This is a genomic window from Nonomuraea cavernae (assembly GCF_040655715.1).
In the GTDB taxonomy this organism is placed as follows: Bacteria; Actinomycetota; Actinomycetes; order Streptosporangiales; family Streptosporangiaceae; genus Nonomuraea; species Nonomuraea cavernae_A.
The window spans coordinates 510,505-537,126 of record NZ_JBFAKL010000001.1; the positions used below are offsets into that span (position 1 = coordinate 510,505).

Annotated in this window: 23 protein-coding genes; 6 read left to right on the top strand and 17 right to left on the bottom strand. The window is 70.1% G+C overall.

Features of this window, described 5'->3' with window-relative positions; translation table 11 throughout:
* Window positions 1-34: 34 nt before the first annotated feature.
* Window positions 35-529, top strand: a complete 495-nt coding sequence (locus AB0I38_RS02355; protein ID WP_189122210.1) for an inorganic diphosphatase — start codon at window positions 35-37, stop codon at window positions 527-529.
* Here the strand turns inward: AB0I38_RS02355 and AB0I38_RS02360 are convergent, their stop codons facing one another.
* From AB0I38_RS02360 to AB0I38_RS02375, 4 genes are all read right to left on the bottom strand, one after another.
* On the bottom strand, window positions 530-1,651 hold the full coding sequence (locus AB0I38_RS02360; RefSeq protein ID WP_358460546.1) for a C40 family peptidase: 1,122 nt from the start codon (window positions 1,649-1,651) through the stop codon (window positions 530-532).
* Between the two features lie 94 nt (window positions 1,652-1,745).
* Window positions 1,746-3,203, bottom strand: coding sequence for a hypothetical protein (locus tag AB0I38_RS02365; RefSeq protein WP_358460549.1), 1,458 nt, complete (start codon window positions 3,201-3,203; stop codon window positions 1,746-1,748).
* A 198-nt stretch (window positions 3,204-3,401) separates the two neighbouring features.
* Window positions 3,402-4,199 carry a hypothetical protein gene (locus tag AB0I38_RS02370; RefSeq protein WP_358460552.1) on the bottom strand — a complete coding sequence of 266 codons (798 nt, stop codon included), beginning with the start codon at window positions 4,197-4,199 and terminating at the stop codon, window positions 3,402-3,404.
* A gap of 158 nt (window positions 4,200-4,357) precedes the next feature.
* Window positions 4,358-5,968, bottom strand: a complete 1,611-nt coding sequence (locus AB0I38_RS02375; protein ID WP_358460554.1) for an ABC-F family ATP-binding cassette domain-containing protein — start codon at window positions 5,966-5,968, stop codon at window positions 4,358-4,360.
* Between the two features lie 260 nt (window positions 5,969-6,228).
* Here AB0I38_RS02375 and AB0I38_RS02380 point away from each other — a divergent pair, with 260 nt between their 5' ends.
* The 4 genes from AB0I38_RS02380 to AB0I38_RS02395 all read left to right on the top strand — a co-directional run bounded on the left by AB0I38_RS02380 (window position 6,229) and on the right by AB0I38_RS02395 (window position 10,622).
* On the top strand, window positions 6,229-7,494 hold the full coding sequence (locus tag AB0I38_RS02380) for a Fic family protein (protein ID WP_358460557.1): 1,266 nt from the start codon (window positions 6,229-6,231) through the stop codon (window positions 7,492-7,494).
* Between the two features lie 187 nt (window positions 7,495-7,681).
* Window positions 7,682-8,848, top strand: coding sequence for a DUF4185 domain-containing protein (locus AB0I38_RS02385; RefSeq protein ID WP_358460560.1), 1,167 nt, complete (start codon window positions 7,682-7,684; stop codon window positions 8,846-8,848).
* Window positions 8,845-9,855, top strand: coding sequence for a DUF4432 family protein (locus tag AB0I38_RS02390; RefSeq protein WP_358460563.1), 1,011 nt, complete (start codon window positions 8,845-8,847; stop codon window positions 9,853-9,855). The genes AB0I38_RS02385 and AB0I38_RS02390 overlap by 4 nt, the downstream gene beginning before the upstream one ends.
* Window positions 9,852-10,622 (top strand): SDR family NAD(P)-dependent oxidoreductase, encoded by a 771-nt coding sequence (locus AB0I38_RS02395; RefSeq protein WP_358460566.1) that lies wholly within the window; start codon window positions 9,852-9,854, stop codon window positions 10,620-10,622. The genes AB0I38_RS02390 and AB0I38_RS02395 overlap by 4 nt, the downstream gene beginning before the upstream one ends.
* A 100-nt stretch (window positions 10,623-10,722) precedes the next feature.
* Here AB0I38_RS02395 and AB0I38_RS02400 read toward each other — a convergent pair whose 3' ends face one another.
* The 11 genes from AB0I38_RS02400 to AB0I38_RS02450 all read right to left on the bottom strand — a co-directional run bounded on the left by AB0I38_RS02400 (window position 10,723) and on the right by AB0I38_RS02450 (window position 23,389).
* Window positions 10,723-11,595 (bottom strand): hypothetical protein, encoded by an 873-nt coding sequence (locus AB0I38_RS02400; protein WP_358460569.1) that lies wholly within the window; start codon window positions 11,593-11,595, stop codon window positions 10,723-10,725.
* Complete coding sequence (locus tag AB0I38_RS02405; RefSeq protein WP_358460572.1) at window positions 11,592-12,011, bottom strand: peptidase inhibitor family I36 protein; 420 nt, start codon at window positions 12,009-12,011, stop codon at window positions 11,592-11,594. The genes AB0I38_RS02400 and AB0I38_RS02405 overlap by 4 nt, the downstream gene beginning before the upstream one ends.
* Before the next feature lie 108 nt (window positions 12,012-12,119).
* Window positions 12,120-13,352: an enolase C-terminal domain-like protein gene (locus AB0I38_RS02410; protein WP_358460575.1), complete on the bottom strand. Its 1,233-nt coding sequence runs from the start codon at window positions 13,350-13,352 to the stop codon at window positions 12,120-12,122.
* A complete protein-coding gene (locus AB0I38_RS02415; RefSeq protein WP_436838706.1) occupies window positions 13,349-16,351 on the bottom strand; it encodes a glycoside hydrolase family 38 C-terminal domain-containing protein in 3,003 nt (1,000 codons plus the stop codon). Before AB0I38_RS02415 ends, AB0I38_RS02410 begins: the two co-directional genes overlap by 4 nt.
* Before the next feature lies 1 nt (window position 16,352).
* The gene (locus AB0I38_RS02420) at window positions 16,353-17,162 is read right to left on the bottom strand and encodes a carbohydrate ABC transporter permease (protein ID WP_358460581.1); all 810 of its coding nucleotides are present in this window, start codon (window positions 17,160-17,162) and stop codon (window positions 16,353-16,355) included.
* Window positions 17,159-18,004, bottom strand: a complete 846-nt coding sequence (locus tag AB0I38_RS02425) for a carbohydrate ABC transporter permease (RefSeq protein WP_358460584.1) — start codon at window positions 18,002-18,004, stop codon at window positions 17,159-17,161. Before AB0I38_RS02425 ends, AB0I38_RS02420 begins: the two co-directional genes overlap by 4 nt.
* Before the next feature lie 16 nt (window positions 18,005-18,020).
* Window positions 18,021-19,274: an ABC transporter substrate-binding protein gene (locus AB0I38_RS02430; protein ID WP_358460587.1), complete on the bottom strand. Its 1,254-nt coding sequence runs from the start codon at window positions 19,272-19,274 to the stop codon at window positions 18,021-18,023.
* A gap of 16 nt (window positions 19,275-19,290) precedes the next feature.
* The gene (locus AB0I38_RS02435) at window positions 19,291-19,992 is read right to left on the bottom strand and encodes a FadR/GntR family transcriptional regulator (RefSeq protein WP_358460590.1); all 702 of its coding nucleotides are present in this window, start codon (window positions 19,990-19,992) and stop codon (window positions 19,291-19,293) included.
* A 203-nt stretch (window positions 19,993-20,195) separates the two neighbouring features.
* A complete protein-coding gene (locus tag AB0I38_RS02440) occupies window positions 20,196-20,753 on the bottom strand; it encodes a DUF305 domain-containing protein (protein WP_358460593.1) in 558 nt (185 codons plus the stop codon).
* A gap of 37 nt (window positions 20,754-20,790) precedes the next feature.
* Window positions 20,791-21,939: a hypothetical protein gene (locus tag AB0I38_RS02445; protein ID WP_358460596.1), complete on the bottom strand. Its 1,149-nt coding sequence runs from the start codon at window positions 21,937-21,939 to the stop codon at window positions 20,791-20,793.
* Complete coding sequence (locus AB0I38_RS02450) at window positions 21,932-23,389, bottom strand: serine/threonine-protein kinase (protein ID WP_358460599.1); 1,458 nt, start codon at window positions 23,387-23,389, stop codon at window positions 21,932-21,934. The genes AB0I38_RS02445 and AB0I38_RS02450 overlap by 8 nt, the downstream gene beginning before the upstream one ends.
* Window positions 23,390-23,503: 114 nt before the next feature.
* On the opposite strand from AB0I38_RS02450, the gene AB0I38_RS02455 reads away from it, so the two are divergent.
* Complete coding sequence (locus AB0I38_RS02455; RefSeq protein ID WP_358460602.1) at window positions 23,504-25,081, top strand: serine/threonine-protein kinase; 1,578 nt, start codon at window positions 23,504-23,506, stop codon at window positions 25,079-25,081.
* Window positions 25,082-25,268: 187 nt separating this feature from the next.
* On the opposite strand, the gene AB0I38_RS02460 is transcribed toward AB0I38_RS02455, so the two are convergent.
* Window positions 25,269-25,946: an SDR family NAD(P)-dependent oxidoreductase gene (locus AB0I38_RS02460; RefSeq protein WP_358460605.1), complete on the bottom strand. Its 678-nt coding sequence runs from the start codon at window positions 25,944-25,946 to the stop codon at window positions 25,269-25,271.
* A 127-nt stretch (window positions 25,947-26,073) separates the two neighbouring features.
* Complete coding sequence (locus AB0I38_RS02465; protein ID WP_358460607.1) at window positions 26,074-26,415, bottom strand: cupin domain-containing protein; 342 nt, start codon at window positions 26,413-26,415, stop codon at window positions 26,074-26,076.
* Between the last annotated feature and the right edge of the window lie 207 nt (window positions 26,416-26,622).

Sequence of the window (26,622 nt, forward strand, 5' to 3'; positions counted from 1 at the left end):
GGGGGTACCCGGGGGCTTGAGCGGAGGAACCGCGGTGGAGTTCGACGTTGTCGTTGAGATTCCCAAGGGGCAACGGAACAAGTACGAAGTGGACCATGAGACCGGCAAGATCAGGCTCGACCGGCTCCTGTTCACCTCCACGCAGTACCCCGCCGACTACGGCTTCATCGAGAACACCCTCGGTGAGGACGGCGACCCGCTCGACGCGCTGGTGCTACTCCAGGAGCCGACGTTCCCCGGCTGCTACATCACCTGCCGCGCGGTCGGCATGTTCCGGATGACCGACGAGAAGGGCGGCGACGACAAGGTCCTCTGCGTCCCCTCCACCGACCCCCGGATGGAGCACATTCGCGACATCCACCACGTCGCGGAGTTCGACCGGCTGGAGATCCAGCACTTCTTCGAGGTCTACAAGGACCTGGAGCCCGGCAAGTCCGTCGAGGGCGCCAACTGGGTGGGCCGCATGGAGGCCGAGGTCGAGATCCAGCGTTCGTTCCAGCGGGCCAAGGACACCGATCACGCCCACTGATCATCCCACGGGCCGGGTGGCGCCCACGAGGTCGGGGCGCCACATCGAGGCGACCCGCACCACGTCGCCGGTCTGCGGGGCGTGCACCATCATCCCGCCGCCCACGTACATGCCCACGTGGTGGATCGTGCCGGGGTCGCTGGAGACATAGCCGAAGAACAGCAGGTCGCCACGGCGTAGCTGATCGAGCGGGATGTGCGGACCGGACGTCCACTGGGTGCCCGTCCAGTGGTCGATCCGCACCCCGACCTGCTCCCAGGCCCGCATGGTCAGGCCGGAGCAGTCATAGCTCGACGGTCCGTCGGCGGCCCACACGTACGGCTTGCCGAGCTGGGTCAGCGCCCAGTTGGCCGCCACGTCGCCCATCAGCGAGCCCGACCCGCGCAGCGCGGCGCTGTAGCCGACCTGCTGCAACGCCGCCAGCCGCCGCCTGGCCAGCCGCTCGGCCCGGCTGCGTGCCGCCTCCACTCGCCGCCGCAGGTGGGCGCGCTCGGCCCGCAGGTCCTTGGTCTCGGACCGCTGCCCGGCCACGGCCCGCGCGGCGGCGGCCTGCGCCTGTTCGGCGCGCTCGGTGGCGGCTTGGTGCTCGGTGTAGGCGTTGGCCGCCTGGGCGCGCAGGATGGCCGAGACCTCCTGCGCGTCGCGCAGGCGGCTGAGGATGTAGGCGCGTTCGCCGCTGAGTTGTTCGAGGGTGCTGGCCCGGTGCAGGTAACCGTCCTGGTCGCCGGTGTCGCTGATCAGGAGGATGGCCGAGCTGCTCACGTTGAGCCCGCCGTAGCTCTGCGCCGCCATCAGGGCCACCGCGTCGCGCGCCAGCGCCACCTCGGTCTCGGCCGCGCTCAGCCTGGCCCGCGCCAGGCCCAGCGTCTCGCGGGCCTGCCGGAGCCGGACGAGCTCGCCGTTGTAGGCCTCGACCAGGCGCTCGGCCCCGGAGGCCAGGTCATGGAGCCGGGCTTCGGCCGTGGCGAGCGCCGCGCTCGCCGCGCCCAGGTCCTTCTTCCGGTCGCGTACGGCGTGCCGCGCCTCAGCGATGTCGTGTGGCGACGGCCGGGGGTCGGCGTGGGCCGGTGTGCACAACAGGAGGGCCAGGCAGGCGACGAGTCCAGCCCTGACGGTGTGCATAGATCCCCCTCGGATGTGGTCTATGCACACCATTCCCACCAGTCACTCTTTGCACACACGACTCTTACGCAACGTAATCAACGCTGGTCCGGCCTCAGGTCGGAGTGGCCGTGGGCGCAGGGGTTTCGGTCGGTGTGAAGGTCGGAGCCGGGGTGACGGCCGGTGTGGCGGTCGGTGTGTGAGGGTGTCGCGGTCTGTCCGGACGTGGGCGGATCGGACCGGGTTTCGGGGTGGGGGGGCAGGGCGTGGGCGTGTGGCTCTGGTGGTCGCGGGGCGGCTGGCGCGGCGGCTCCTTGGGACCGGTCGGACCGACCGGGCCCACCGGGCCGACCGGGTCGGTGGGGTGGCCCGTGGGTTGCGGCTTGGGGGTGCCGGTGGGCCGGTGGGTCGGGGGTGTGGCGCGAGGCGAGGCGCCCGGAGGGGCCGTCGTCAGGTGCGCGCCGGGCGTGGCGGCCGGGCCGCTCGGCGAGGCCGAGCCCGTCGCCCCCACCGGGACGGTGTCCCGGGTGTCGAGGATGGGCTGAACGTTGACCGGGGAGTCCTGAGGGGCGGGCAGCCACGGGAGCCTGATGCCGGGCGAGTCACCGATCACCGGCAACGCGACCGTGCCGATGCCGGACCCGCCACTCTCCTGCTTGCCGAAGGCGTTGAGGAGCATCGCTATCGCCACCACGGTCGCGACCGCCGCCATCGCGCCCGCCACCGCCTGAGGCCATCGTCGAGCCGGCCTGCCACCGGGGATGGGAAATCCGGCGCCGTCCAGCGCTCCCGACCGCCTGGCCACGTAGCGCCGGTAGGGCACCAGGCCGGGGTCGACGAAGCAGCTCATCACCCTGACCCGGAGCGTCTCGGGCAGCGTGACCACCGGCAGCAGCTCGAAGACCTTGGCCTCGGACACGTGGCGGGTGCGGTGGGGTGAGCAGGCGGCGCAGTGCGGCACGTGCCTGACCAGCCGGTCGCGCAACTCCCGGGTCAGCTCGCCGTTGAACCCGGCCAGAATGCCCGCCCTGGCCGGGCAGTCGTAGGAGCTCTTGCGGGCCAGAACCTCCGCGGTGATCGCGTCACGGAGCCGCTCGCGGGCCTCATCACGGCGATCCTCGACCTGGCGCGGCGCCACCCCGAGGATCGCCGCGACGTCGGCGATCGGCATCTCGTGCCTGGCCGACAGCTCGAGCACCTCACGGTGGGCCGGGACCAGGCTCTGGGTCGCGTTCCACGCCATGACCCGCAGATCGGCGTCGGCGGGCTCGACGGGCGGCGCCTCGGTGCCGCCGGGCGGGCTCTCGCCGGGGCCCGCCGCCCGGCGGCGGCGCAGGCATTCGCTCCGGGCCAGCGCGTAGAGCCACGGCCGGAGACGGTCGGGATCGGCCAGGGAATCGGCGTGCGCCTCTGCCGCGATCAACGTGTCGCGGAGTGCCACCTGGGCGCCATCGGAGTTGCGGAGAAGGGACCAGCAGTATCTGTAGATGCCCTCGGCGTGCGAGTCGTAGAGCGCCGCGAGGGCACCCGGGTCGTCGGCGCGGAGTGCCTCGACCAGGACGCGGTCATTCATGTCACCGAAGGTAATGGATCGGTAACTAGTAGTTCTACCCTTTCACCATGAATAGCAGCGATCACTCTCGGGACGACCGAGAAAAACAACTCTTTTGCCCACCACACAGTACGGAATTTCACTGCCTACCCGATTTATAACCTTATTTGATTGAGATTCACCATAGGGCGAGCCGCGCCCGGGGAACGGGCGCGGGTCTCACTGCTTGCCGGTCACGATCTGGCTTCCCCGGTCCACGGCGAACGGCGGGGTCGTCGGCTTGATCGTGTGCAGCGGCACCGCGCCGCCCAGCGCGAGGTCCTCGTACGGCCGCGCGGTCGACCCCCAGGTGCGGGCCGTCACATCGGTCCTGGCCACCTTGGCCCCCTTGGGCAGCCCTTCGATGGTCAGGATGAAGCGCGGCGGGCGGCCCGCCTTCACGTCGTCGGCGAACGTGCTGCCTCCCCCGAGCAACCTGCCCGCCTTGTCACGCAGCAGCGCGTTCACCACCAGCGTGCTCGCGGGCAGTTGGTACGGGTTCGCGATGTATCCGGTGACGAGGTACGACCCGTTCTTCTGCGGCAGGGTCTGCACCCGCGTGACGGGGAACTGCTTGAACGCCGAGGCGATGCGGGCCGCGGGCCGCCACTGGGCGGGGCGGTAGCCGATCGTCACCTTGACCGGCTTCTGCGTCGCGGACGTCTGGCCGGTGAAGGCCAGCGAACCGCCCGGCGGCACCGCGTCGAGCGGTTGCTCCATCTTGACGACCTCGGCGCCGGCGGCGTCACGCCCGACGACCGTGGCCACGACATGCTCGCCGAAGTGCCACGGGTTGGCGTTGGCTAGGACTCCGGCCCAGTTCACGGTGTAGCCGTCGGATGACTTGACGACGTTCGACACCTGTTCCTTGAGCGTGAGCGGCTTGAGCTGGGGCTCTGGCGGTTTCTCCGTCGAGCACGCGGCGAGGCAGATCGCCCCGAGTGCGAGGAGGCTGACGATTCGGCTACGCGGGATCACTTTGCCGTGATAGCCCCTCGATGGGTGCGGATGGCAGAGGACACGCGCCAGCCGTACCAACTCTTTAACCCGGAGGCTCTTTGACGCGGAAGCTTCTCAATGCGGAAGCTCCTTAACGCGGAAGCTCCTTAACGCGAAGGCTCTTGACGCGGAGGCTCTTAACGCGGACGGACGACCCTGGCCTCGTCCCAGACCGGCTGTGGCGCCTCGTAGACCGTGCCGTCGGAGCCGAACACCAGGAAACGGTCGAAGTCGGCGGCGAACCAGCGGTCGTGGGTGACCGCCACCACCGTGCCGTCGAAGGCGTCGAGCCCCACCTGGAGCGCCTCGGCGCTGGCCAGGTCGAGGTTGTCGGTCGGCTCGTCGAGCAGCAGCAGTGTGGCGCCCGACAGCTCCAGCAGCAGGATCTGCAGCCGCGCCTGCTGGCCGCCGGAGAGCGTGTCGAACCGCTGCTCGGCGATCAGCCCCGCCAGCTCGTAGCGGGCCAGCGCCTTCATGGCCTGGCTCTTGTCCTTGGCGTGCTCGGACATCACGATCTCGACCGGCGTGCGGCGCAGCAGGTCGGGCCGGGCGTGCGTCTGCGCGAAGTGGCCGGGCACCACGCGTGCGCCCAGCCTGGCCACGCCGGAGTGGCCGACCGGCTCACCCGCGAGCAGTCGCAGGAAGTGGGACTTGCCCGAGCCGTTGGAGCCGAGCACCGCGACCCGCTCGCCGTACCAGATCTCCAGATCGAACGGCCGCATGAGGCCGGTGAGCTCCAGCTGCTCACAGATGACCGCGCGCTTGCCGGTGCGGCCGCCCTGGAGGCGCATGCTGATGTTCTGGTCGCTGGGGGCCACCTCGGGCGGGCCCGCCTCCTCGAACCTGCGCAGCCGCGTCTGGGCCGCGTGGTAGGGGGCGGCCATGCCGTCGTTGTAGCGGGCCTTGTTCTTGAGCATGTTGACCAGGGTCTTGATCTTGGCGTGCTCCTCGTCCCACCGCCTGCGCAGTTCGTCGAGCCGCTCGTTGCGGGCCCTGCGGGCCTCGGCGTAGGTGGCGAAGCCGTCGCCGTGGATCCAGATGTTGCCCGACTCGACGGTGACGATGCGGTCGACGGCGTTGGCCAGGAGCTGGCGGTCGTGGCTGACCAGCAGGACGGTCTTGGACGTCTCGCGGAGCTGCTGCTCCAGCCACTCCTTGCCCGGCACGTCGAGATAGTTGTCGGGCTCGTCGAGCAGCAGGGTCTGGTCGGGGCCGCGCAGCAGCGCCTCCAGGACCACCCTTTTCTGCTCGCCTCCCGACAAGGTGGACACTTCTCGATATTTCACGTTGTCGTACGGCACCCCGAGAGCGGCCACCGTGCACGTGTCCCAGAGCACCTCGATGTCGTAGCCACCGGCGTCGGTGTAGTCGGTGATCGCCTGCGCGTAGCGCATCTGCGCCTTCTCGTCGTCGCGCTCCATCATCACCAACTCGGCCTGCTCCAGCCGCTCGGCCGCCCGCCGCACGGACGGAGGGGCGACGCCGAGCAGCAGGTCGTGCACCGTGCTGCCGTCGCGCACGCTGCCGATGAACTGGCGCATCACGCCCAGCCCGCCGGAGCCGGCCACGCTTCCCTCGACCGGCTGCAGGTCGCCCGCGATGAGCCGCATCAGCGTGGTCTTGCCCGCGCCGTTGGGCCCGACCAGCGCGGCCTTGACCCCCTCACCGACCCTGAACGACACGTCGTTGAGCAACGGCCGCCCGTCAGGCAGCACGTAGGTCAGATGTCCTACTTCGACGTGTCCCACGACAGATCCTCCATGTCTCCCCGGCGGAGAGTACCTGCCGGTGGCCACGGCGGGCACGCCAATATTCCGTGCCACGACCCCGGACACGCGTCTCAGGCGGCCGAGGAGAGCCGACTCACCGCTGGCGGATCAGATCAGGACGGACTCATAGAGGATGCGGGCAGCTCATCTCCATCCACGGCTGGCTAAGTGTTCATACCGCAGAGTCATACGAACGGTTAACTTATAAGTGTTCGTATGAATGAGGAAGAGGAACGCTTGTGGCGGAGTACGTCTCCATGTCATGGACAGGCACCCCGAACGGCGCGACGCGGGCGGAGCGGCAGCCCTGCCCGTACCGAGCCTACGTCCCCGATCCTTTGGCGAGCCGCCCCCTGACCCTCTCTGCGCAACGCGTGGCGGACGTGAACGACGTGGAGCGACGGCTCGCCGACCTGAACGCCTCCCCGCAAGCTCTGGTCAGCCTGGAAGCCCTGGCCAGGCTTCTCCTGCGAGCCGAAGCCGTGGCCAGTTCTTTCATCGAAGGGTTGCAGATCAACGTGCGCCGCCTGGCCAAGGCCGACGTAGCGTCACGAACCGGTCTAGAGGCACGAGACGACACGGCGTACGCGGTTCTCGGAAACGTTCGAGCCATGGAATCGGCTCTCGATCTCGCGGACGCACCGACGGTGCGTGTGGACGATGTGCTCGCACTCCATCGAAGGCTTCTCGAAGGGACCCGAGACGAACGTTTCGGCGGACTGATCAGAACCGACCAGAACTGGGTCGGCGGGACTGGGATGTCGCCATGCACGGCCGAGTTCGTGCCTCCTCCACCGGAAAGGGTGCAAGCTCTCCTTGAAGACTTGTGCGCGTACATATCAGGAGACGATCATCCCGCCCTGGTCCAGGCGACTCTCGCGCACGCGCAGTTCGAAACGATCCATCCTTTCGTGGACGGCAACGGTCGTACCGGGCGGGCACTCATTCACCTGATCCTCCGGCGACGAGGAGTGACACCCAAATTCGTCCCGCCGATCAGCCTGATCCTGGCATCGCACGCCGATGCCTACATCGGAGCCCTCACGGCCTACCGCTACGAAGGTGCCCCTGACTCCGCCCAGGCGCAGGAGGGAATGGGCGTCTGCATCGATCGATTCGTCGCGGACACCGCCCGCGCCAGTATCGACACAGATCGATTCGGCACAGAGCTTGATGCGCTCGAAAGGGGATGGCGGAAGAAGCTGGGCAGGGTTCGGGCCGGATCATCCGTTGATCTGCTCTTGAGAGTGCTTCCCTCGGCTCCGGTTCTGACGGTGGCCACTGCCGCCGACCTGATCGGTCGATCCGCCCAGCGGGCCAACGACGCCGTCAACCAGCTCGTGACCGCGAACGTGCTCAAGCAGACGACGATCGGCAAGCGTAACCGTGCGTTTGAGGTGCCTGATCTCATCAGCGCGCTCACGGGTTTCGAGCGAGCACTCGCCAGCCCACTGGGCGACACCCGCCAGGCCGCGCCCATTCGTCCGGTTCCCTACCGGTCATAGGCGTTCACACCTCAGAGCCATACGAACGGTTACCGGGTAAGTGTTCGTATGGGCTGTCGGCGAGCTGGGGCGGGCGCCCGGAGGGCAGGACGGCACCGCTTGTTTCGTGGGGCTCACTGGAGGGGTGGACAGTAAGTGATCTAATGACTAGAACTGTAGGCAGCCATCCTCCCCCCAAGGACGTGTGATGTCGCGATTCCGGTCAGCCCTCATCCCGTTAGCCGCCGCCACGCTGCTCGGCCTGACCTCGGTGCCGCAGCAGGCGTTCGCCGCCCCGCCCAAGCCGGTGCCCTCCGTGGCCGTCGCCCAGCAGGCCACGGAGGCGTCCTCGTGCGCCCCCACGGTGCGAGGCGCGACCATCGACCCCAGGCTGACCAGCCTGTTCACCACCTACGGCAACGACAACAGCCACCTGGACGACTGGACCGGAGCCGACGGCACCTACTCGCTCCGGCTGCCGAACGGGCGTGAGCTGTGGGTGTTCTCCGACACGTTCCTGGGCCAGGTCAACGCCGACGGCTCCAGACCGCCGGTGGTCGAGGAGGGCGGCACGACCGTCTTCCTGAACAACTCCTTCGCCGTCGAGCGCGGCGGCCGGCTGTCGACCATCCACGACGGCACCGCCGAGCGGCCGACCGCGGTGATGCCGCCCCGCGACCAGAACCACTGGTACTGGGCCGGCGACGCCACCCTGGCCGGGGGCATCGTCGAGGTGACCTACCAGGAGTACGAGCGGTTCGGCAGCGGCGCCTGGGACTGGCGCTGGCACCGGAACGTGGTGGCCAGGTTCGCGCCGGGGCGCCTCAGCCGGCCGATCAGCGTGCACGACCTGCCCTCGGGGCACGGCGTGGCGTGGGCGTCCGGGATCCTCAAGGTCGGCGGCCACACCTACGTGTACGGGGTGGAGGACCACGGGTCGCCGAAGTACATGCACATCGCCCGGGTCAAGGGGCAGAGCCTGCTCGGCCGGTGGGAGTTTCTCAAGGCCGACGGCACCTGGTCGCCGAACGAGGCCGACTCGGCTCGCGTGATGAGCGGCGTGGCCAACGAATACAGCGTGAGCCGCGTCGGCGACGGGTACGTGCTGATCACGCACGACACGACCGAGGTGCTCAGCCCGAACATCGTGGCCTACTCCTCCTGCTCGCCGTTCGGGCCGTTCACCGGCAAGCAGCACGTCTACACCACCCCCGAGACGGGCGGGAACATCTTCACGTACAACGCCCACGCGCATCCCGGCGTGGCGGGTAAGGGGCTGGTCGTGTCCTACAACGTCAACAGCTTCGTCAACACCGACCACTACCGCGACGTGTCGATCTACCGGCCCCGGTTCATCGACGTGACGTTCGGGTGAGACGCAACTGGGGCGCCCGCCTGCGGCACGTCGTGATCGACGGGCTGCGGGCGGTCGTGCTCGAGAACGAGCGGCTCCGCGTGACCGTCGTGCCGGGCAAGGGCGGCGACGTGGTGGAGTTCCTGCACAAGCCCAGCGACACCGACTTCGTCTGGCTCTCCCCGCAGGGCCTGCGCGACCCGGCCGGCCACCTCCAGGGCGCGTCCGACGACGTCGCCCAGTTCGTCGACCACTACGAGGGCGGCTGGCAGGAGGTCTTCCCCAACGGCGGCGCCCCGAGCGAGTATCGGGGCGCGCGGCTGGCCCAGCACGGCGAGGTCGCGGGGCTGCCATGGGAGGCCGAGGTCGTGGCCGACTCCGAGCAGGAGGTCGCGGTCCGGCTCAGCGTGCGGACCAGGCGGCTCCCGTACCTGGTGGAGAGGACGTTGCGGGTGCGGTCGGGCACGGCCGCGCTGGAGATCGAGGGGCGCGCGACCAATGAGTCGGGCGTCGAGGTGCACGCGATGTGGGGCCAGCACATCGTGTACGGCCGGCCGTTCCTGCGGCCGGGCGCCCGGATCCGGCTGCCGCCCGGCGTCACCGTGGTGCCGCACGAGAGCGCGATCAACCCGGCCGGGCGGGTGGTCCGGGCCGGTGGCCCGTGGACGTGGCCGGTGGTGCCCGCCGAGGGCGGCGGAGAGACGGACCTGAGCGTGGTCGGGGCACCGGGGGCGCCGAGCGACATCGTCTACCTGACCGGGTTCACCGAGGGCTGGTACGAGATCTCGGCCGGCGTCGGCCTGCGCGTGGAGTGGGACGCGGCGCTGCTGCCCTATCTGTGGATGTGGCAGGAGTTCGGCGCGACGACCGGCTATCCCTGGTGGGGGCGGGCCTACACCCTGGGGCTGGAGCCGTTCTCCAGCATGCCGACCGACGGGCTGGCCGCGGCCGTGGCCAACGGCACGGCGCTCACCCTGGCCCCCTACGAGAGCAAGGTGTCGAGGTTGCGGGCGGAGGTTCTGGCATGAGCGAGTTCGGCGGGAAGGTGGCGCTGGTCACGGGCGGCTCGATGGGCATCGGGCGGGCGGTGGTCGACCGGCTGGCCGAGGGCGGGGCGTCGGTGGTGTTCTGCGGCGCCGACAAGGACGCGGAGTTCGACGGCGAGCACGTGACCGGCGTGGTCGCGGACGTACGGCGGGCGGGCGACATGCGCGACCTGGCCGACCTGGCCGTGACCCGCTACGGCGGGCTGGACATCGTCGTGACGTGCGCGGGCGTGCAGCGGTACGGCACGGTCGTCGACACCCCGGAGGACGTCTGGGACGAGGTCCTCGACATCAACCTCAAGGGCGTCTACCTCACCTGCCAGGCGGCCATCCCCCGGATCAGGGCGCGCGGCGGCGGGTCGATCGTGCTGATGTCGTCGGTGCAGGCGTTCTCCTCGCAGACGCGGGTGGCGGCCTACACCGCGAGCAAGGCCGCGCTCAACGGGCTGACCAGGGCGATGGCGCTCGACCACGCGCCCGACGGAATCCGGGTGAACGTGGTCTGCCCGGGCTCGGTGGACACACCGATGCTGCGCTGGGCGGCCGACCTGTGGCGGGGCGAGCTGTCGCAGGACGAGCAGGTGGCGCAGTGGGGCCGGGCCCATCCGCTGGGCCGGGTGGCGAGGCCGGAGGAGGTGGCGGAGCTGGTCGCGTTCCTCGCGGGGCCGCGCTCGTCGTTCATCACCGGCACGGAGCACCGGGTGGACGGCGGGCTGCTGGCGCGCAACCCGGCGGCGCTGCCCGAATGAGCGACGCGGGCCTCAGCGGCCCGTCCGCGCCGACACCGGTCTCAGCGGCCCGTCCGCGCCGGCACCGGTCTCAGCGGTCTGTCGGCGCTGACGCGAGGCTTCAGCGGTCGGTTACGGCGGAGGCGCGTGAGAGGCGGTGCCGAAGGTTGGCGCGCAGCATGGCGAACCGCTCGGGCTCGGCGGCGATGACGACCCGTTGGAGGGCGGCGTCCGCCGCGAACCAGGCCGCCACCAGGCCCGACGACCACTTGCAGGCGGTGTCGGCCGACGCGGTGCGCTTCTCCCCGGCCGTGATCGCGGCCTTCTCCAGCCGCCAGCGGCGGTCGGCGACGGCCGCCTCCGGCGTCGGATAGCGCAGGCCGGCGCGCTCCATGCAGGCCCTCCAGCGTTCGGTGGCCTCGGTGACGGCGGGCTGGGTGGCCGCCTCGTCGAGGCTGCGCGAGTCCTGCAGCGCCAGCCAGCGCCAGTCGGCCTTGGGCGCTCCCCCGGCGATCATCGCCGAGGCCTCGCTCATGCAGCCTGGACGTCCGGACGAGTCGTACAGGCGGTGGCGGGCGGCCGGGGACAGCTTGTCGTGCCACGCCGGACCGGCCGGGTCGGACGGAGCGAGGTGGTAGCCGTAGCGCCGGGCGTGCTCCGGGTCGGCGACCCCGTAGCGGCGGCTGTTGCCGGGATCGGTCCGCGCGATCTTGGTCGCGTCGGCCGGCGGCGGCGACACGGTGAACCCGTGGCGGCGCATGCACTGGGCGAGCAGGCCGGCGTGGGCGTCGGCGAGCAGGGCGCGGTGCCCGGCCGTCGGCTTGTAGGCGTCGAACGGCAGCACCAGGTCGGCCATGCCGGTGACCTGGACCACGGGCTCGGCCGCCCTCGGAGCAGGGGCGGCGGAGCAGGACGGCAGCCCGGCCAGGGCGACCAGGGCCAGCGCGAGCCGCCGCCCCGTCCCCGCCGGCCGGGCGCCGGCACCGGGCCTCACCCGCAAGAGATGTCGAGGGAGCTCGCGCTGTTGTCGCCGACGGCGTTGTTCGGCAGGTAGCCGTCGGCTGCGCCGGGCTCGAACGTGCTGTGCGCGCCGGTGAAGAAGCGGTTTTGCCACAGGGTGACACGGCAGAGGCTGTCGTTCCTGAGGGAGCTGGTCTCGTTGTCCACCCGGGACCAGAACGCGATGGCGTGGTCGCCGAAACGCCACCGGTTGTCGCGCAGGTCGGTGTCGTCACCGCCGAAGTCGGCCCACAGGTCGCTGAAGCCGTTGTTGAAGTCGGGCGCCTTGTACAGGCACACCCGGCCGGAGGAGCAGGTGCCCCTGGGGCCGGCGAAGGCGACGGCGGGGAGGACCAGGGTGAGCGACAGGGCCGCGCCCACGACGGCGGCGGCCCGGATGATCGGCTTCATGGGTGTCTCCTAGATCGGCGGAGCCTTTCTCGACCCGTAACCTAGCGTGCCGATGAGAGCGCGTCCCGTTATGACATGCCAGGTCAGGTAAGGGTTCCGCCCGCCCGATCAGAGGGTGATATTTCCGGAGACGGTGGGGTCTGCGAAGCGTTCGTTAGGCACCTGGGCGTACCAGCCCGGCCGCCCGGGATCGCGGTCGTACGGGTAGCCGCCCAGCTCCCGGTAGAGCTCGGCGTAGCGCGCGACCCGCTCGCGATCCAGCCGCACCCCCAGCCCCGGCCCGGTCGGCACCGCGATCGCGCCGCCGGAGTAGGCCACCTTGCCTCCCTCGATCACGTCGTCGCGGAGCTGGTGGTAGTGGGCGTCGGCCGCGTACGTGAGGTTGGGCAGCACCGCGCCGAGGTGCAGCATGGTCGCGAGCTGGATGCCCAGCTCGCCCGAGGAGTGCACGGCCACCCCGAGCTGGAACGTCTCGCACACCCCGGCCGCCTTCAGGCACGGCCGGATGCCGCCCCAGAACGTGGTGTCGAGCAGCACCACGTCGGCGGCGCGGCGCAGCACGTTGGAGGCGAGCTGCTCGAAGTTGACGACGACGGTGTTGGTCGCCAGCGGCACCCGGACCTGCTCGCGCACGCTCCTGAGCCCTTCGAGCCCCCAGACGGGATCCTCCAGGTAGTCGTTGTTGAGCCCTTCGATGGCCTTGCCGAACCTCAGCGCCTCGGGCAGCGACAGCACGGCGTTGGGGTCGTACCTGAGCCGGTCCTCGGGGAACTCCTCGGCCAGCGCCCGGTAGCACTCCAGCTCGTGGCCGGGCGGGAACACGCCGCCCTTGAGCTTGTGCACGCTGAACCCGTGCGCCGCCCTCAGCGCCCGCGCGTGCTCGACCAGCTGCTCGGGGGTGCGGATCTCGGCGTGGCCCTCGGCCGCGTAGCGGAAGAACAGATAGGAGGCGAACGGCACCTCGTCGCGGATCCGGCCGCCCAGCAGGTCGGAGACGGACACCCCGAGCTGCTGCCCGACCAGGTCGAGGCAGCCGAACTCGATGGCCGCGAGCAGCTGGGTGCGGTTGTTGTAGAGCGAGGCGGTCGGGTTGGCGATCTTGAACCGAAGGGCCTCCAGCTGGAACGGGTCGTGCCCCTTCAGGTACGGCAGGAGCGCGCGGAACGCCGCCTCGGCGCTCTCTCCGCCCCCGCCCATCTCACCCAGGCCGATCAGCCCGTTGTCGGCCTCGACCTCCACGATGGTCCGGACGAACCGCCCCCAGTGGGCGCCGTTGCTGTGCCGCAGCGGCGCCTCCAGCGGGACGGTGACCGTCGTGGCCCGGATGTCAACGATCTTCACTCGCACGTCCCCCAGACGGCGGCCACCCCGCAGGCGGGCAGCCGTACCTTGACCGATTCGCCGGTGACCTCGGCGGGCTCCAGCCCGCGCGCCAGCCCGGCGCTCACCCGTGCGCGCAGCAGGCCGGGCAGGCCGACCGTGACCTCGACCGGCTCGGCGGCCAGCGACTGCAGCCGGATCACCCGCTCCGCGCCCGCCCGGCCGATCGAGGTGACCAGCACGTCGGGGTGGTCGACGGAGACGTAGGTGCGGGCGGCGGCCTCGGCCGGGCCCTCCAGCAGCGCGCCGACGAACGGCTCGGTCAGCCCGGAGGCCGCCAGCGCGCCCAGGCGCCTGCCCTCGACGCCCGCCGCCGACATGACCGCGTAACGGAACGTCGTCTCGCCCTGCTGCTGCGCCGGGAAGTTCGTGTCCCAGATGTTGTTGAGCGCCCACGAATAGACCGTGCCGTCCTCCTTGTCGAGGGTCGGCGGGAACGGCGCGTACGGCATGTGGATGGTGCCGAGCTGCACCAGCGGCGCCTCCAGCGTGGCCCAGGCGATGGTCAGCTCGGAGTCGTCGAAGGCGATCCAGTGCCTGATCGGCAGCATGTACGCGGCCGAGCCCGGCACCTGGGGCACGTCGGGGCCGCCGACGCCGCCGGTCAGCTCCCACGCGGTCGCCGGCCCGGAGGCGAACGGGAAGGCGAGGAAGACCGCCTCCTTGGCCGGGGTGCCCTGCTTGGCGAGCTGGTAGGTCAGGTCGAGCCGGGCGACGCCGTGGTGCAGCTCGACCGTGGTGCGCAGCCAGTCGATGCCCTTGCCCTGCAGCTCGACGACCAGCTTCTCCCCCACGGCGGTGCGCTGGGCCTTGACGATCGTGGCGTTGCGGCCGATGGCCCGGTCGCCGAGCAGGGTCCGGTCGTGCGCCCCGACGTGCCCCGACAGGTGGTTGAAGTGCGGGGCGGTGGCGTATCGGTCGTAGACGTACTGGCCGAACCCGGCCGCCGCGTCGCCGTTGACCAGCTCGCGGCCGGCGGTCTTGTCGAAGATCGAGCTGATGTAGCCTTCGCGGACGTCGTAGACGACCCGGTAGAACTCGTTCTCGATCACGCCGCCGAGGTCGAGCTCGACCGGCTCGGGAGCCTGGCTCTCGCCCGGGACGACGTCGATCCGGGCATAGCCGTAGCCCGGAATGTCCGGCACGACCGCCCGCAGGTGGCGCCCGATCGGCCTGGTCGGCCAGTCCACCGGGTCGACGTACTCCTCGTGGTGCGCGACCCGCTCCCCGGTGCGCGCGTCGACCAGCGCGATCGGCACGTCGACCGGCACCACGTCGCGCGGCAGAAACGCCCTGACCACGTCGGTCCTGGCCCGCGTGCCGGGATTGAACACCGCGAACGACGCCAGCGGGCCCGGACTCTCGCCCGAGAGCGCGGCGGCGAACCGGCGGGTGGCCGCGTGCAGCAGATCGGCCGCGTCGTCCTGGGCGTCGTAGGCCCCCGACGACTTGCGCGTCCACTGCAGCCCGCCCGAGTCACCCGCCTCCTCGGCGTCCTCCCACGGGTTCGCGGCGCCCCAGGTGTGCTCGTTGAACAGCGCCACCTTGTCGTACGCCTCGTCGATCTGCTCGGTGGCGTCGGCGCCGGCCAGCGTGTGCAGCGTCTCGGCGGCCCGCAGCGCCGACTGCGCCCGCCGCACGTAACCGAGCGGGCGCGCGCCCGAGCCGAGCCCGTCGGCCCACCAGTCGGTCCAGTCGCCCTCGTGCACGGCCAGCCGGTCGAGGTGGTGCTCCTCGACGTGCTCGAAGAAGTCGCTGTTGACGGCCGAGCGCAGCCGGGGGAAGGCCCACTGCTCGTTCCACCTGCGGGCGATCGACGCGGGCACGATCGACGGGCCGGCGTTGTCGGCGTGCGCCCCCTGCACCCGCAGGTGCAGCACATCCAGCTCGTACGGCTCGCGCGGCGCGTCGGGCCCCTGCCAGCCGAACGTCCCCGGCCCGTACGGGTAACCCCGCGAGGCCAGCGCCGACAGGTAACGCGGCAGCAGGTCGTCGGCCAGCTCGTAGGAGTCGGTCAGCCCGACCGTGTTGCCCTCCATGTACGCCATGCCGTGCGGCGTGTCGGTGAACCAGACCAGCACCTCGTTGCCGCTCGGCGCCCGCCACCGGAACGGCCTGGTCAGCTTGTCGCCTCCGTGCAGGTAGGGCACGGACCTCCCGGCCCAGTTGTGGGCCGCGGCCAGGTAGCGCACCCCGGCGGCGTTCAGCGCGTCGATCAGGCCGACGACCGCGCCGGGCACGTCGGTGTGCATGGCCGACCGGGTGGCGAAGCCGTACCTGTGCTGGAGCTGTGAGGTGAAGCGGAGCTGACGGTAGAGCTCCTCGGTCGAGCAGGCCTCGGTGTGCAGTTGGAACGGCAGCGCGGTGACCTCGATGACGCCCTCGCGGGCCAGCGCGGCGAACGCGTCGACCTGCTCGGCGGGCCGGGCGGCGAGCCACTTCAGCGCGGGCATGGACGACTCGACGGTCCAGCGGAACTTCGCGTCGTCGGGCCAGGAGGCGGTCTCCTCGGCCAGCCGGAGCGCCGCGTCGAGGTAGTCGAGGTGGTGGCGCAGCACCGTGCCCTGCGGGTCGGTGTAGCCGATGTCGAGGTGGGAGTGGTGGACGACGAACACACTCCACTTGCGCTGCAGGGTGATCGTGACCTGGGCGGACCCGACGAGCCCGGCGTCGTCGCGCGACTCCAGCGTGAGCACGCGGGGCGCGCTCACCTCGGGCACCAGCAGCGTCACGTCGGTGCCGGTGGCGCTGTCGACGCCGACCAGCACGTGGGTCAGCGGCTGGGTGCTCGACACCCGGACCGCCTGGCGGCCGTCGTGGGTGAACAGCGGCAGCACCGCGACCCGCACCTCCAGCCCGCGCACGCTGATCACGGGCGTGGAGGTGTCGTCACGCAGCGCCTGCCGGATCCCGTCGTAGTCGGGGGAGCCGAGACTCCGCTGGAGCAACCGGCTGGTCAATTCAGACACTCCCTAGGGACAGGCCTCGGGCGAAGAGGCGCTGGGTGGCGAGGAACAACAGGACCGTCGGCAGCGAGCACACGAGCCCGGCGGCCAGCCCGACGGGCACCGGGGTGCCGGCGTAGACGTCGGTCATCAGCCCGGCGAGCGCGGTCATCACCGGCCGGACGTCGGCGGTCGTGGTCAGGGTCAGGCCGAAGATGAGGTCGTTCCAGATGAAGGTGAATTCGAGGATGAACACGGCGGCCAGCGCGCTGGTCGAGATCGGCAGGTAGATGCGCCAGAAGACGCGCCAGGTGGAGGCGCCGTCCATCCGGGCCGCCTCGAAGATCGAGAACGCCACGCCGGAGTAGAAGTTGCGCAGCACGAACGCGGCCAGCGGCACGTTGATCGCCGTGTAGAGGAGGATCATGCCGAGCCTGGTGTCGTACAGGCCGGCGTCGCTGTAACCGACGAAGAGCGGCACGAGCAGCATCTGCGACGGGAAGACGGTGCCACCGAAGATCAGCAGGAACCACCAGAACCCGTGGCGCAGCCGCAACACCACGATCGTGTAGCCGGCCAGCGCCCCGATGACGACGCCGAGCAGGGGCGAGACGACACTGTAGAGGGCGGTGCTGGCCAGGCTCTGCCCCAGGTCGGCGCTCTCCAGTGCCCTGCCGAAGTTGGCGAGCAGCTCGAAGTCGCCCGACGGCAGCCACGCCGTCGCGGGGTCGTAGGACGCGGCCGGCCGCGATGCGTTGACCAGCAGCAGGTAGGTCGGGCCCAGCCAGACGAGGCCGAGCACCACCAGGACGGCACGGCGGATCATCGGACCTGCCTCCTGAGATAGAGGTAGGACGCCAGCCCGGTGACCACGGTGAGCATCACGGCCACCGCGGAGCCGTAGCCGTAGTCGCTGGCCACGAACGTCTCCTTGTACATGGTGACCGCGAGCGTCTCCGAATTACGCCCCGGCCCACCCTGCGTCAGTACCCAGACGATGTCGAACGTCTTCAGGCTCGCCACCAGCGCCAGACCCACCACGACCGCGGTCAGCGGTCTCATCAGCGGCCAGATCACGTACCGGAACAGCCGCCAGCCCGACGCGCCGTCGATCCGCGCGGCCTCGATCGGCTCCTTCGGGATCGACTGCAGCCCGACCACGAACAGCAGCGTGTTGACGCCGAGCTGCTGCCACGTCCACACCAGCAGCATGGCCAGGGTGTTCTGCGGCGCCTCCTGTAAGAAGGCCGTGTCGACGCCGAGCAGCCGGTTGGCGATGCCGTCGTGCGACAGGATCGGACTCCCCACCAGGCCGAGCCCGGCCCCGCTCAGCGCGTACGGGAGCATGAACGGCACCCGATACCAGGCGCCGCCCTTGATGTCGTAGGACAGCACCGCCACCAGCAGGCCGAGGCCCACCGGCAGCACCATGGTGCCGATCACCCAGAGCAGCGTGTTGCGGATCGAGGTCAGCAGCGCCGGGTCGTCGAGCAGCTTGACGAAGTTGTGCGGGCCGATCCACTCGGGCGGCGCCAGGCCGTCGTAGCGGGTCAGGCTCAGGTACGCGGTCCACAGGAAAGGCGCGTAGAGCAGTCCCGCGACCAGTAAGGCCGCGGGAGCCACGTACCCGAGCCGGAAGCGGCCGAGCATGGGGGCGCGCGTGCTCATGGCTTCACGACGGAGGTCACTGGTGCGTGCTCCAGTACTCGTCCGCCTCCTTCTGGATGGTCTCCAGAACCTCCTTGTAGGTGCCGGGCTCGGTCACGAACTTGCCGAACCCGTCGAGCGCGGCCGTCAGGATGGGCGGCGGCGTGGCCTCGAAGTAGCGGTTGACCAGGCGATACTTACCGCTGCCCGCGTCCTTGGTGACCTGGCCGAGCGCCTCGTCCTTGATCTCCACCTTGGGGTTGGCGCTGACGTCGCCGCGGGTCGTGGCCCACTTCTCCTGTGCCTCGGCGGTGGTCCACCACGTGAGGTACTTCAGGCTCGCCTCAGGGTCGTCGGCCTTGGTCAGCGAGCAGAGCGGGCCGCTCTCGAAGATCATCGACGTCTTGGGCAGCGAGGCGTTGACGTTGGGGATCGTGAAGAAGCCGTAGTCGGTGCCGGCCTTCATGTCGCGCTGGGTCATGCTGGTGTTGAACCAGGTGCCGAAGGAGACCATGGCGGCCTTGCCGTTCTTCAGCACGTCGCCCGGGTCGGTCTTGTCGCCAGGATTCATGAAATATCCGGCGTCGATGAGTTCCTTCCACTTCTCCATCACCTGGACCACGCCCGGGTCGGTGTACTTCGCCTTGCCCGTGGACAGCCGGTCGTACAGGTCGGGGTCCATCCCGGCCATGAGCTGCTCGAACCAGACGAAGGAGAACAGCACGCTCGTGTGGTAGAAGGCCTTGACGTCGTTCTTCTTCAGTGTCTCCGCGACGGTGATCAGCTCGTCCCACGTCGCAGGCGGCCGCAGGTCGTGCTTGTCGAAGATCTTCTTGTTGTAGAACATCCCCCAGTAGGCGACGTTCATCGGCACGCAGTACTGCTTGCCGTCGATCGTGTAGTAGGGCGCCAGGTCCTGCGACAGGTCGCCCGCCTTGATCGCCTCCTGCCAGACGGCCGTGGTGTCGGCCACCTGCTTCTGCTTGACGATCTCCTCCAGCATCCCCCCGGTCTGCCAGGTGAACAGGTCAGGCTTGACGTTCGTACGGAACGACGCCTTGATGAAGGCCTGGTACTGGGCCGAGTCGGTGTAGCCCGTCGGCTTCATGCCCAAGCCGATCTTCTCCTTCGACAGGACCCCCATCTCGTCGAAGAACTTGCTCCACGCGCCCTTGTCGTTGTAGAGCGTCAGCTCGGTCTTCTTCTTCGCGGGCGCCTCGGCGCCGTTGCCGCCACAGGCGGCGAGGACAACGGCCGCCACGCCGAGCACGGCCATGCGTGACCGGATCATTCCCGGCCTCCTTGCTTCACTTGGGGGGGTGGTGCAACCTCTGCTCGATGACCGTCTTGACGTCCACCAGATGAGCCCGCATCCGCTCCTCGGCCGCCGCGGCGTCGCGCGCCACGATGGCCTCCAGGATCGACAGGTGCTCGTCGTGGTCGCGGCGGCGGTCGTCGAAGATCTGCAGGATCTCCCTCTGCTCGGGTCCGTGGACGGTGAGCAGCGAGTCGACGACCTCGTGCAGCACGCTGTTGCCGGCCAGCCGCGCGGTCGCCCGGTGGAAGGTCATGTTCGTGTCGTGGAGCTCGGCGTCCTTGCCGTCGAGATGCCTGGCGGCGTCGTCGAGCACCCGTTCAAGCGCCGCGAGCTCGGCGCCACTCGCCCGCTCGGCGGCCATCGCGGCCAGCGGCGGCTCGATGACGACGCGCGCGCCGAGCAGCTCCAGCAGCTGGGCGGCGTGCATCTCGCGCATGTTGGGGTTGGGTAGCACGAGGCGCTCGATGTCGGCGCCGACGTAGATGCCGGAGCCGTGACGCATCTCGATGGCCCCCGTGGCCTCAAGTCTGCGCAGTGCCTCACGCAATGTCGGGGTGGTGACGGCGAACCGCTCCGACAGCACCCTGGTCGAGGGCAACCTGTCGCCCGGCCGATGCCCGCCGGTGCGGATGAGCTCCAGCATGCGTTCGGTCAGCGCGTCGGAAAGTGTCGGCCGTGTTACCTCGGACATATCAAGTCATCTAATCACTTATTGCCAAGGCCGTCTATGAGGAAAGTATTTTTCCCGCTATGAAGCGGATCGTGGCGTGGCCCCAGCCGCTACGAACGGGCACCGCCCTTCACCGCACCGCCCTTCACCGCACCGCCCTTCACCGCACCGCCCTTCACCGCACCGCCCTTCACCGCACTGCCCGCACGGCCTCGGTCGCGAGGTCACGCCGGGAGCATGGCCCGCATCAGCCGCACCTGCTCCGTACGCGACGTCTCCACCTGCCCCGCCCACCGCCTGACCTCAGGATTGACCCCGGCCGTGAGGTGCTCGCCCGCCATCCGCGCGGCGACGCCCTGATGCGCGATCATCAGGTGGAGGAAGTCGCGCTCGAACCTCTTCGACTTCCGCAGCGCCTCGATCCGCTCGCGGTCGGTCTCCGGCAGGCCACCGTGATCGTCGTGCGACCCCGACGCGGCCGTCAGCGGCTGGCCCCAGGCGTGCAGCCAGCGCAGCATCATCTCGACCTCGTCCTGCTGCGTCGTCTCGACGGCCGCGGCCAGCGTCTTCAGCTCCGGTGTCCGCGCCCTGGCCGAGCCCAGTCTGGCGATCTCGATGCCCTGCCGGTGATGCTGCACCATCATCTGCACGAACATCACGTCGTCGGCGTCGACCGGATCGCTCGCGGGCTCGGCCACCCCGCAGGCGGCCACCAGCAGCAGCCCCAGGACGACGAGCCAGTGCGCCACCCCGCCGCGTTCCCGGATCGAGCTCTCGCGCACCGGCGCCCCCTAGGACGGGATTGGGAAAGAAACCTTCCTAAGGTTTCGACATTTCCCCTCGGCGCGCAAGGGCCCCCTCGGCCTCGTGCCTCAGATCAGTGGAGGCGGCCTCACGCGGTCTCGACCTGAGATGGGCGACCATCGCGACCGCGCCCATCAGCCAGCCGACCAGCAGCCCATAGGCGGCACCGTCGATCGCCGCACTGTACGGGAAGGATCCTATGAACTCTCCCTGGCTGGCGAGGTCCACGACGAGGAAGATCAGACTTTTCAGCACCCCGACGCCCCCCGCGACCAGGATCGTGCATCCCCAGCCGAGCATGAAGACGCCACCGGCACCCCCGCGTGGCCTGACGAACCGGACGGCCGCCCCCAGCAGGAGGGTCATGGTCACCACGGCGGCCACGGTCAGGAAGAGCAGAGCGCCCAGATCGAGTGCCACGACGAAGCCCGGAGGATCTTCACTGAAGTACCAGGAACCACTCACCGGATCGGGAAACGTGATCAGATTCAGGTAGCCGGCGCCGACTTCCACCGGATCACGCGGCGTCAGCAGGCCGCTGACCAGGAACAGCAACCCGAGGAACACCGCCGAGCTCGCGGCCGGCGTCCACGACGCCCTGCGCGTGCTCGGCGACGCCGCCCGGTGCGCCGGGGAGGAGGTGATGGAGTAGGTCAGCGCTGCCGCGAGGCCGCCCAGCCAGCCGAAGATCAGCCCCCACCCGGCGGCGCTGTACAGCATTCCCGGCATTCGCCAGAGGTCCACGTCGGGCCAGTAGACGCGGCCCGCGACACCGAACACGATCGCCGCGGCCCCCACGGCCGGGGCCGTGCACGCCCAGCCGAGCAGGAACACGGTGAAGCCCGCGCCGCGCGCGGGCACCGCCCGCCGTGACCCGGTCAGCAAAGCGTAGAGAACCAGCCCGACGATCGCGAAGCCCAGCACGATCCAAAGGATCCGAGGCAGGGAGAACCTCGGTAATCGCGGCATCGGGAACTGCAGCACGGACACCAGATCCGCGACCGGCCACGGGATATCAAGGGGCACGAGATCGATGCGGGATCCACCGAGCGCCCAGGTCGAGACGGCGACGAGAAGCATCGTGCCGCACACGGTCAGCGAGGCCGCGAGGCCGATCCTACGGCTGCGCCGCAGATCGACATGGTGCGTCGTCGTCTCACCCACAGGCCGCCCTCACTTCGCCCCAGATCTCGGCATAGTCGTTCACTGAGTTGCCGCGCCCGCTCGTCGAGATGTCGCGTCTGTCCGCGGCGGCGGCGGCCGTCAGAGCCCGCTTGAGCCGAGGATCCTCGGCTCGGGCGGCCAAGCTGGTCAGGACGGCAGCCCGCTGCCGGTTGTAGGCGGCGCGCTGCCGGTCGTTGGCATCGCTGTCCGCGGTCGTCATGGGCCGTGGCGGCAAGATAGTCACCGTTGCCAGTTGAGGCCCGATGTCGGCGCAGACCTCACCACCCCACAGCGCCGGCCGGGTCACCCCCAGCACGGCGGCCGCGACCCCGACGACCACGAGCACGCCGGCCAGTCGGCGGCGCAGGGGCGTAAGCGGCTCGTCGGGAACGTCGTCCTCATCGTCAGGCGGATGAGACGCCCCACCAGGAACAGGCACCGCCCCCCAAGGCGGCGGGCCGGCCCGAGCGGGCGCCTTCCCCGAAGGCGGCGGGCCGACCTGCTCGGACGACTCCCCCGAAGGCAGCGGGCCGACCTGCTCAGGCGACTCCCCCGAAGGCAGCACCTTGGTCAGTGGGAGCGCGTCTATGCGGGCGGTGATGTTGTCCGCAACGGCCACCGGCAGCCACGCCGGACCCGGCGCCTCATCTCCGGCCGCGAGCCGGTCCAGCACCTCTTCGGTGGTGGGCCGATCCTCGGGCTTCTTCGCGAGGCAGGCGGCGATGAGGTCACGCAGATCGCCGTCGGGCACCCCGTCCAGTTGGGGCGGCTCGTGCACCACCCGGTAGACCAGCACATGGGACGGCCCTTCCCCGAAGGGATTGACTCCGGTCACCGCATAGGCCAGCACGGCCCCCAGGGAGAAGATGTCGCCCGCGGGGCCCGCCACGTTCGCCGTGACCTGCTCGGGCGTCACGTAGCCGGGAGAGCCCATGACCATTCCCGATTGGGTGGCGGCGGTCGCGTCCGCCGCCCGGGCGATGCCGAAGTCGATCACGCGCGGGCCCTGCGGGGTCACGATGATGTTGGACGGTTTCAGGTCCCGATGGACCACGCCCGCCCGATGGATGGAGATCAACGCCTCGGCGAGTCCGGCCCCCAGCGTCCGTACGCTCTCCACGGGCAGCGGCCCGTGCGCCGCGATCGTGTCCTGCAGAGACAGGCCGGGCAGGAAGGCGGTGGCCAGCCAGGGCCGGTCAGCGTCGGGGTCCGCGTCGACGACCGCCGCGGTGTAGGCGCCGCCCACGGCACGCGCCGAGTTCAGCTCCTTGCGGAACCTCGATCTGAACTCCGCGTCCCCGGCGAGCTGCGAATGGATGACCTTGATGGCGATGGGAAGCCCGCCGGGCGAGCGGGCCAGGAAAACCTGCCCCATGCCACCCGCTCCGAGTCGCCCCGTAACGACGTATTTCCCGATCCGTGTGGGATCGCCTGAACTGAGCGGTTGCATAACGACCTCTTGCAGTCAGTGATCAGGCGCAGGCTAGCATCACGAAATATCACTGCAAATACTCTTTGACGCACGAACCGTTTCGCGGCTTTTGATGGCTCTAGGCTGTGCGCTGTGAACCCTGGGCGGATGGTCGTCGACGGCCGTTTCGAGCTGCTGGAACAGTTGGGAAGCGGCGGCATGGGCACAGTGTGGCGCGCCCACGATCTCGCCCTTCACCGGGAGGTGGCCCTCAAGGAAGTGCGCCCCTCCGGCCTTGAGCAGATGGACTCGGACAGGGCCGGGATGCTGCGCGAACGGGTGCTGCGCGAGGCCCGCGCGCTGGCCCGGCTCCACCACCCCAACGTGGTCGCCATCCACCACATCGTGGACACCTCGATGACGCCCCACCCGTGGATCGTCATGGAGCTCGTACGCGGCCGTTCGCTGCAGGAACGCCTGGCGCACGGACCGCTGGCACCGGTGGAGGCGGCCCACGTGGGGCGCGGCATCCTCGCCGCGCTGCGGACCGCCCACGCGGCCGGGATCTGCCACCGCGACGTGAAACCCGCGAACGTCCTGCTGCGCCACGACGGCAGCCCGGTGCTCACCGACTTCGGCATCGCCGCCCTGCACGACGCCCCCGGGCTCACGGTGAGCGGCGACGTGGTCGGCTCCCCCGAGTACATCGCGCCGGAACGGCTGCGCGGCCAGGAGGGCAACCCCGCCTCCGACCTGTGGTCGCTGGGCATGCTCCTGTACGTGGCGGTCGAGGCCCGTCATCCCATGCGCCGCGACACCCCCATCGCCACGCTCGCGGCCGTACTGAACGGCCATGTCCCGCCCCCGCGCCAGGCCGGTCCGCTGACCCCCGTGCTGACGGCGCTGCTGAACCCCGACCCCGCCACCCGCCCCAACGCCGCGCAGCTCGACTGGATGCTGGCCCAGGCGGCCGGCCAGCCCATGCCCGGCTACCAGCCGGGACCGTCAGGACCGCCAGGACCGCCGGGAAGCCGGCCCATGCCCGGCTACTCGACGATGCCGAACACAATCCGCCGCCCCCGCCGGCTGCGCGCGGTGACCATCGCCGGAGTCGCCGCGCTCGGCGGCATCCTCGCCACGGTCCTGGTGGTGCTCCCCAAGGTTCAGAACGGCCTCGGGAGCCCGACGACGTCCACGATCTCGCCGCCCGCCACCGCCCCGGAGTCCACCACTCCGGAGACCACCGCCACCAGCGCGAAACCGACGCCCCAGGACACCCCGGCCGGGTCCCTGCTGACCCCCAAGGGGATCAAGGCCGTGATCCCCCTGCTGGAGAAGGCGTCGGGCGGCACCGAGTTCACCGGGCTCACTGTGTACAAGGACTACGCGATCGCCCAGGCCCGGGTCCGGGGCAAGAAGAACCTCTACGACACCTACACCTACCGCAACGGCCAGGTCACCCGCGACACCGGCGGAACCCTCAGCCCCGACGACGCCGAGGTCAAGCTGAGCTCCTTCAACTGGGATGCCCTGCCCGCCCTGTGGCGCACCGCCGACAACCGGCTCGGCATCCCCAAGGCGACCAGCCGCTACCTGATCGTGCACGGCTCCTGGACGTTCGCGGACGACCAGCCCGTGCTGCTCGCCTACCTCTCCGACGAGTACGGCGGCGCCTACCTGGCCGCCGACGTCAAGGGCAAGGTGCTGACCCTCATGCCACGCGACGAGTGACCGCCGCGCCTCAGCCTTCCTCGGACACTCCCAGGCACATCACCCGGGGTTCGAGGCACCGCCGGTCAGCGAGATGATGGACCGGCTCGGCACGCCCCCGCTTTCAGGCGGGCCTGCTCGCCGCGGCTGGTGTGGCCAGGACACTCCACCCCACTGATCAGCCCGAGCCCTACTCCTTCAAGATGGGTCAGCGCGGCGACGGGAGTATGGACAGATCGCAGGCGTAGGCGTCGGCGGGCACGCTCAGCACCCAGACGATCATCGCGGCGAGCGACTCCGGCCGGATGCACGCCTCGGGATCGTGCGGTCGGCCGAAGGCATTTCTGACCTCGCCCAGCAGGTCGGTCGCCGTCGGGCCAGGGTAGACAGTGGTAACGCGAACTCCGCAGGCCGCCTCCTCCTCGCGGAGCGAATCGGCCAGCTCGCGCAGCGCCGCCTTGCTGGCGACGAACGCCGACCAGCGGGCGACACCGGTCATTCCGGGCGCTGCGTTGACGAACACCACGTGACCACGCGAGCGCCGTAGCGCGGGCAGCGTCAGCCGTACGAGCTCGGCGGCGGAGGCCACGTTCACCGCCAGCGTCCGTCGCCACGTCTCGGGGTCGGCGTCGGCTACCGCGGCGACAGGAGAGATCCCCGCGCAATGCACCAGCGCTTGCACATCCCCGAGCTCCCCCGCATCCTCCAGCGCTCCCATCGCGGCGGCAAGCGTCCCGGGCTCGGCGAGATCCACCTCGATCCCGCGCACATTCAGCCGCCCGACGTCGCGCCCCACGGCAGTCACCCGATGCCCGGCCTCCACCAACGCGCCGACCAGCGCCACCCCGATCCCTCCGGTGGCCCCGGTCACCAGCACGTGTCCCATGACGGCTCCCATCACCGGTCCGCAGCGTGATCATGGTACGCGCCCGACGACGGCTGCGGTATTCAGGAGCCAACCCTTCCGCGCAACCCCGCAGCCGACCTCGCCCTCTGGCGCGGCAGGGCGCGGATCAGGCCGGGGAGTCGGCGCGCGAGCCGTAGGCCGGGCCGAACACGACCAGCATCGCCAGATCCTCAGTGATGTCCACGAAGCGGTGCTCCTCGCCCGCCGGCACGAAGATCACTGCACCAGGGCCGACCTCCGCCTCGCCGTCCGGTGTCACGATCCGGGCCCGGCCTGCGGTCACCACGTAGATCTCGTCCTCGGTGTGCGGGCTCTGGGTGTCGACTCCGCCCGCCGGAATGCAGTACGTCCCAACGGACAGGTCTGGCACCTTGAGGTGCTCAACCCAGTCGTTGGGGGCCCCGGCAGCCGACGGCACCCATTCCCCCGCGCCCTTGATGATCTCCATGGCGGCTAACGTACGGCGTTCGCCCGCGACCGCGCAAAGGTGGCCGAATCTCGGTCAGCTTGACCTCAAGCATGGTTGAGGCGCCATTCTGGCCCGCATGGACCGGATCGGCTCCGACCTCGGCCCCTCGGGGAACCCCTGAACGCCTCATCCGTTGGGAGAGGAAGATCCGGAGGTGTCTCATGGCAGTCGTAGAAATCAGCGCGA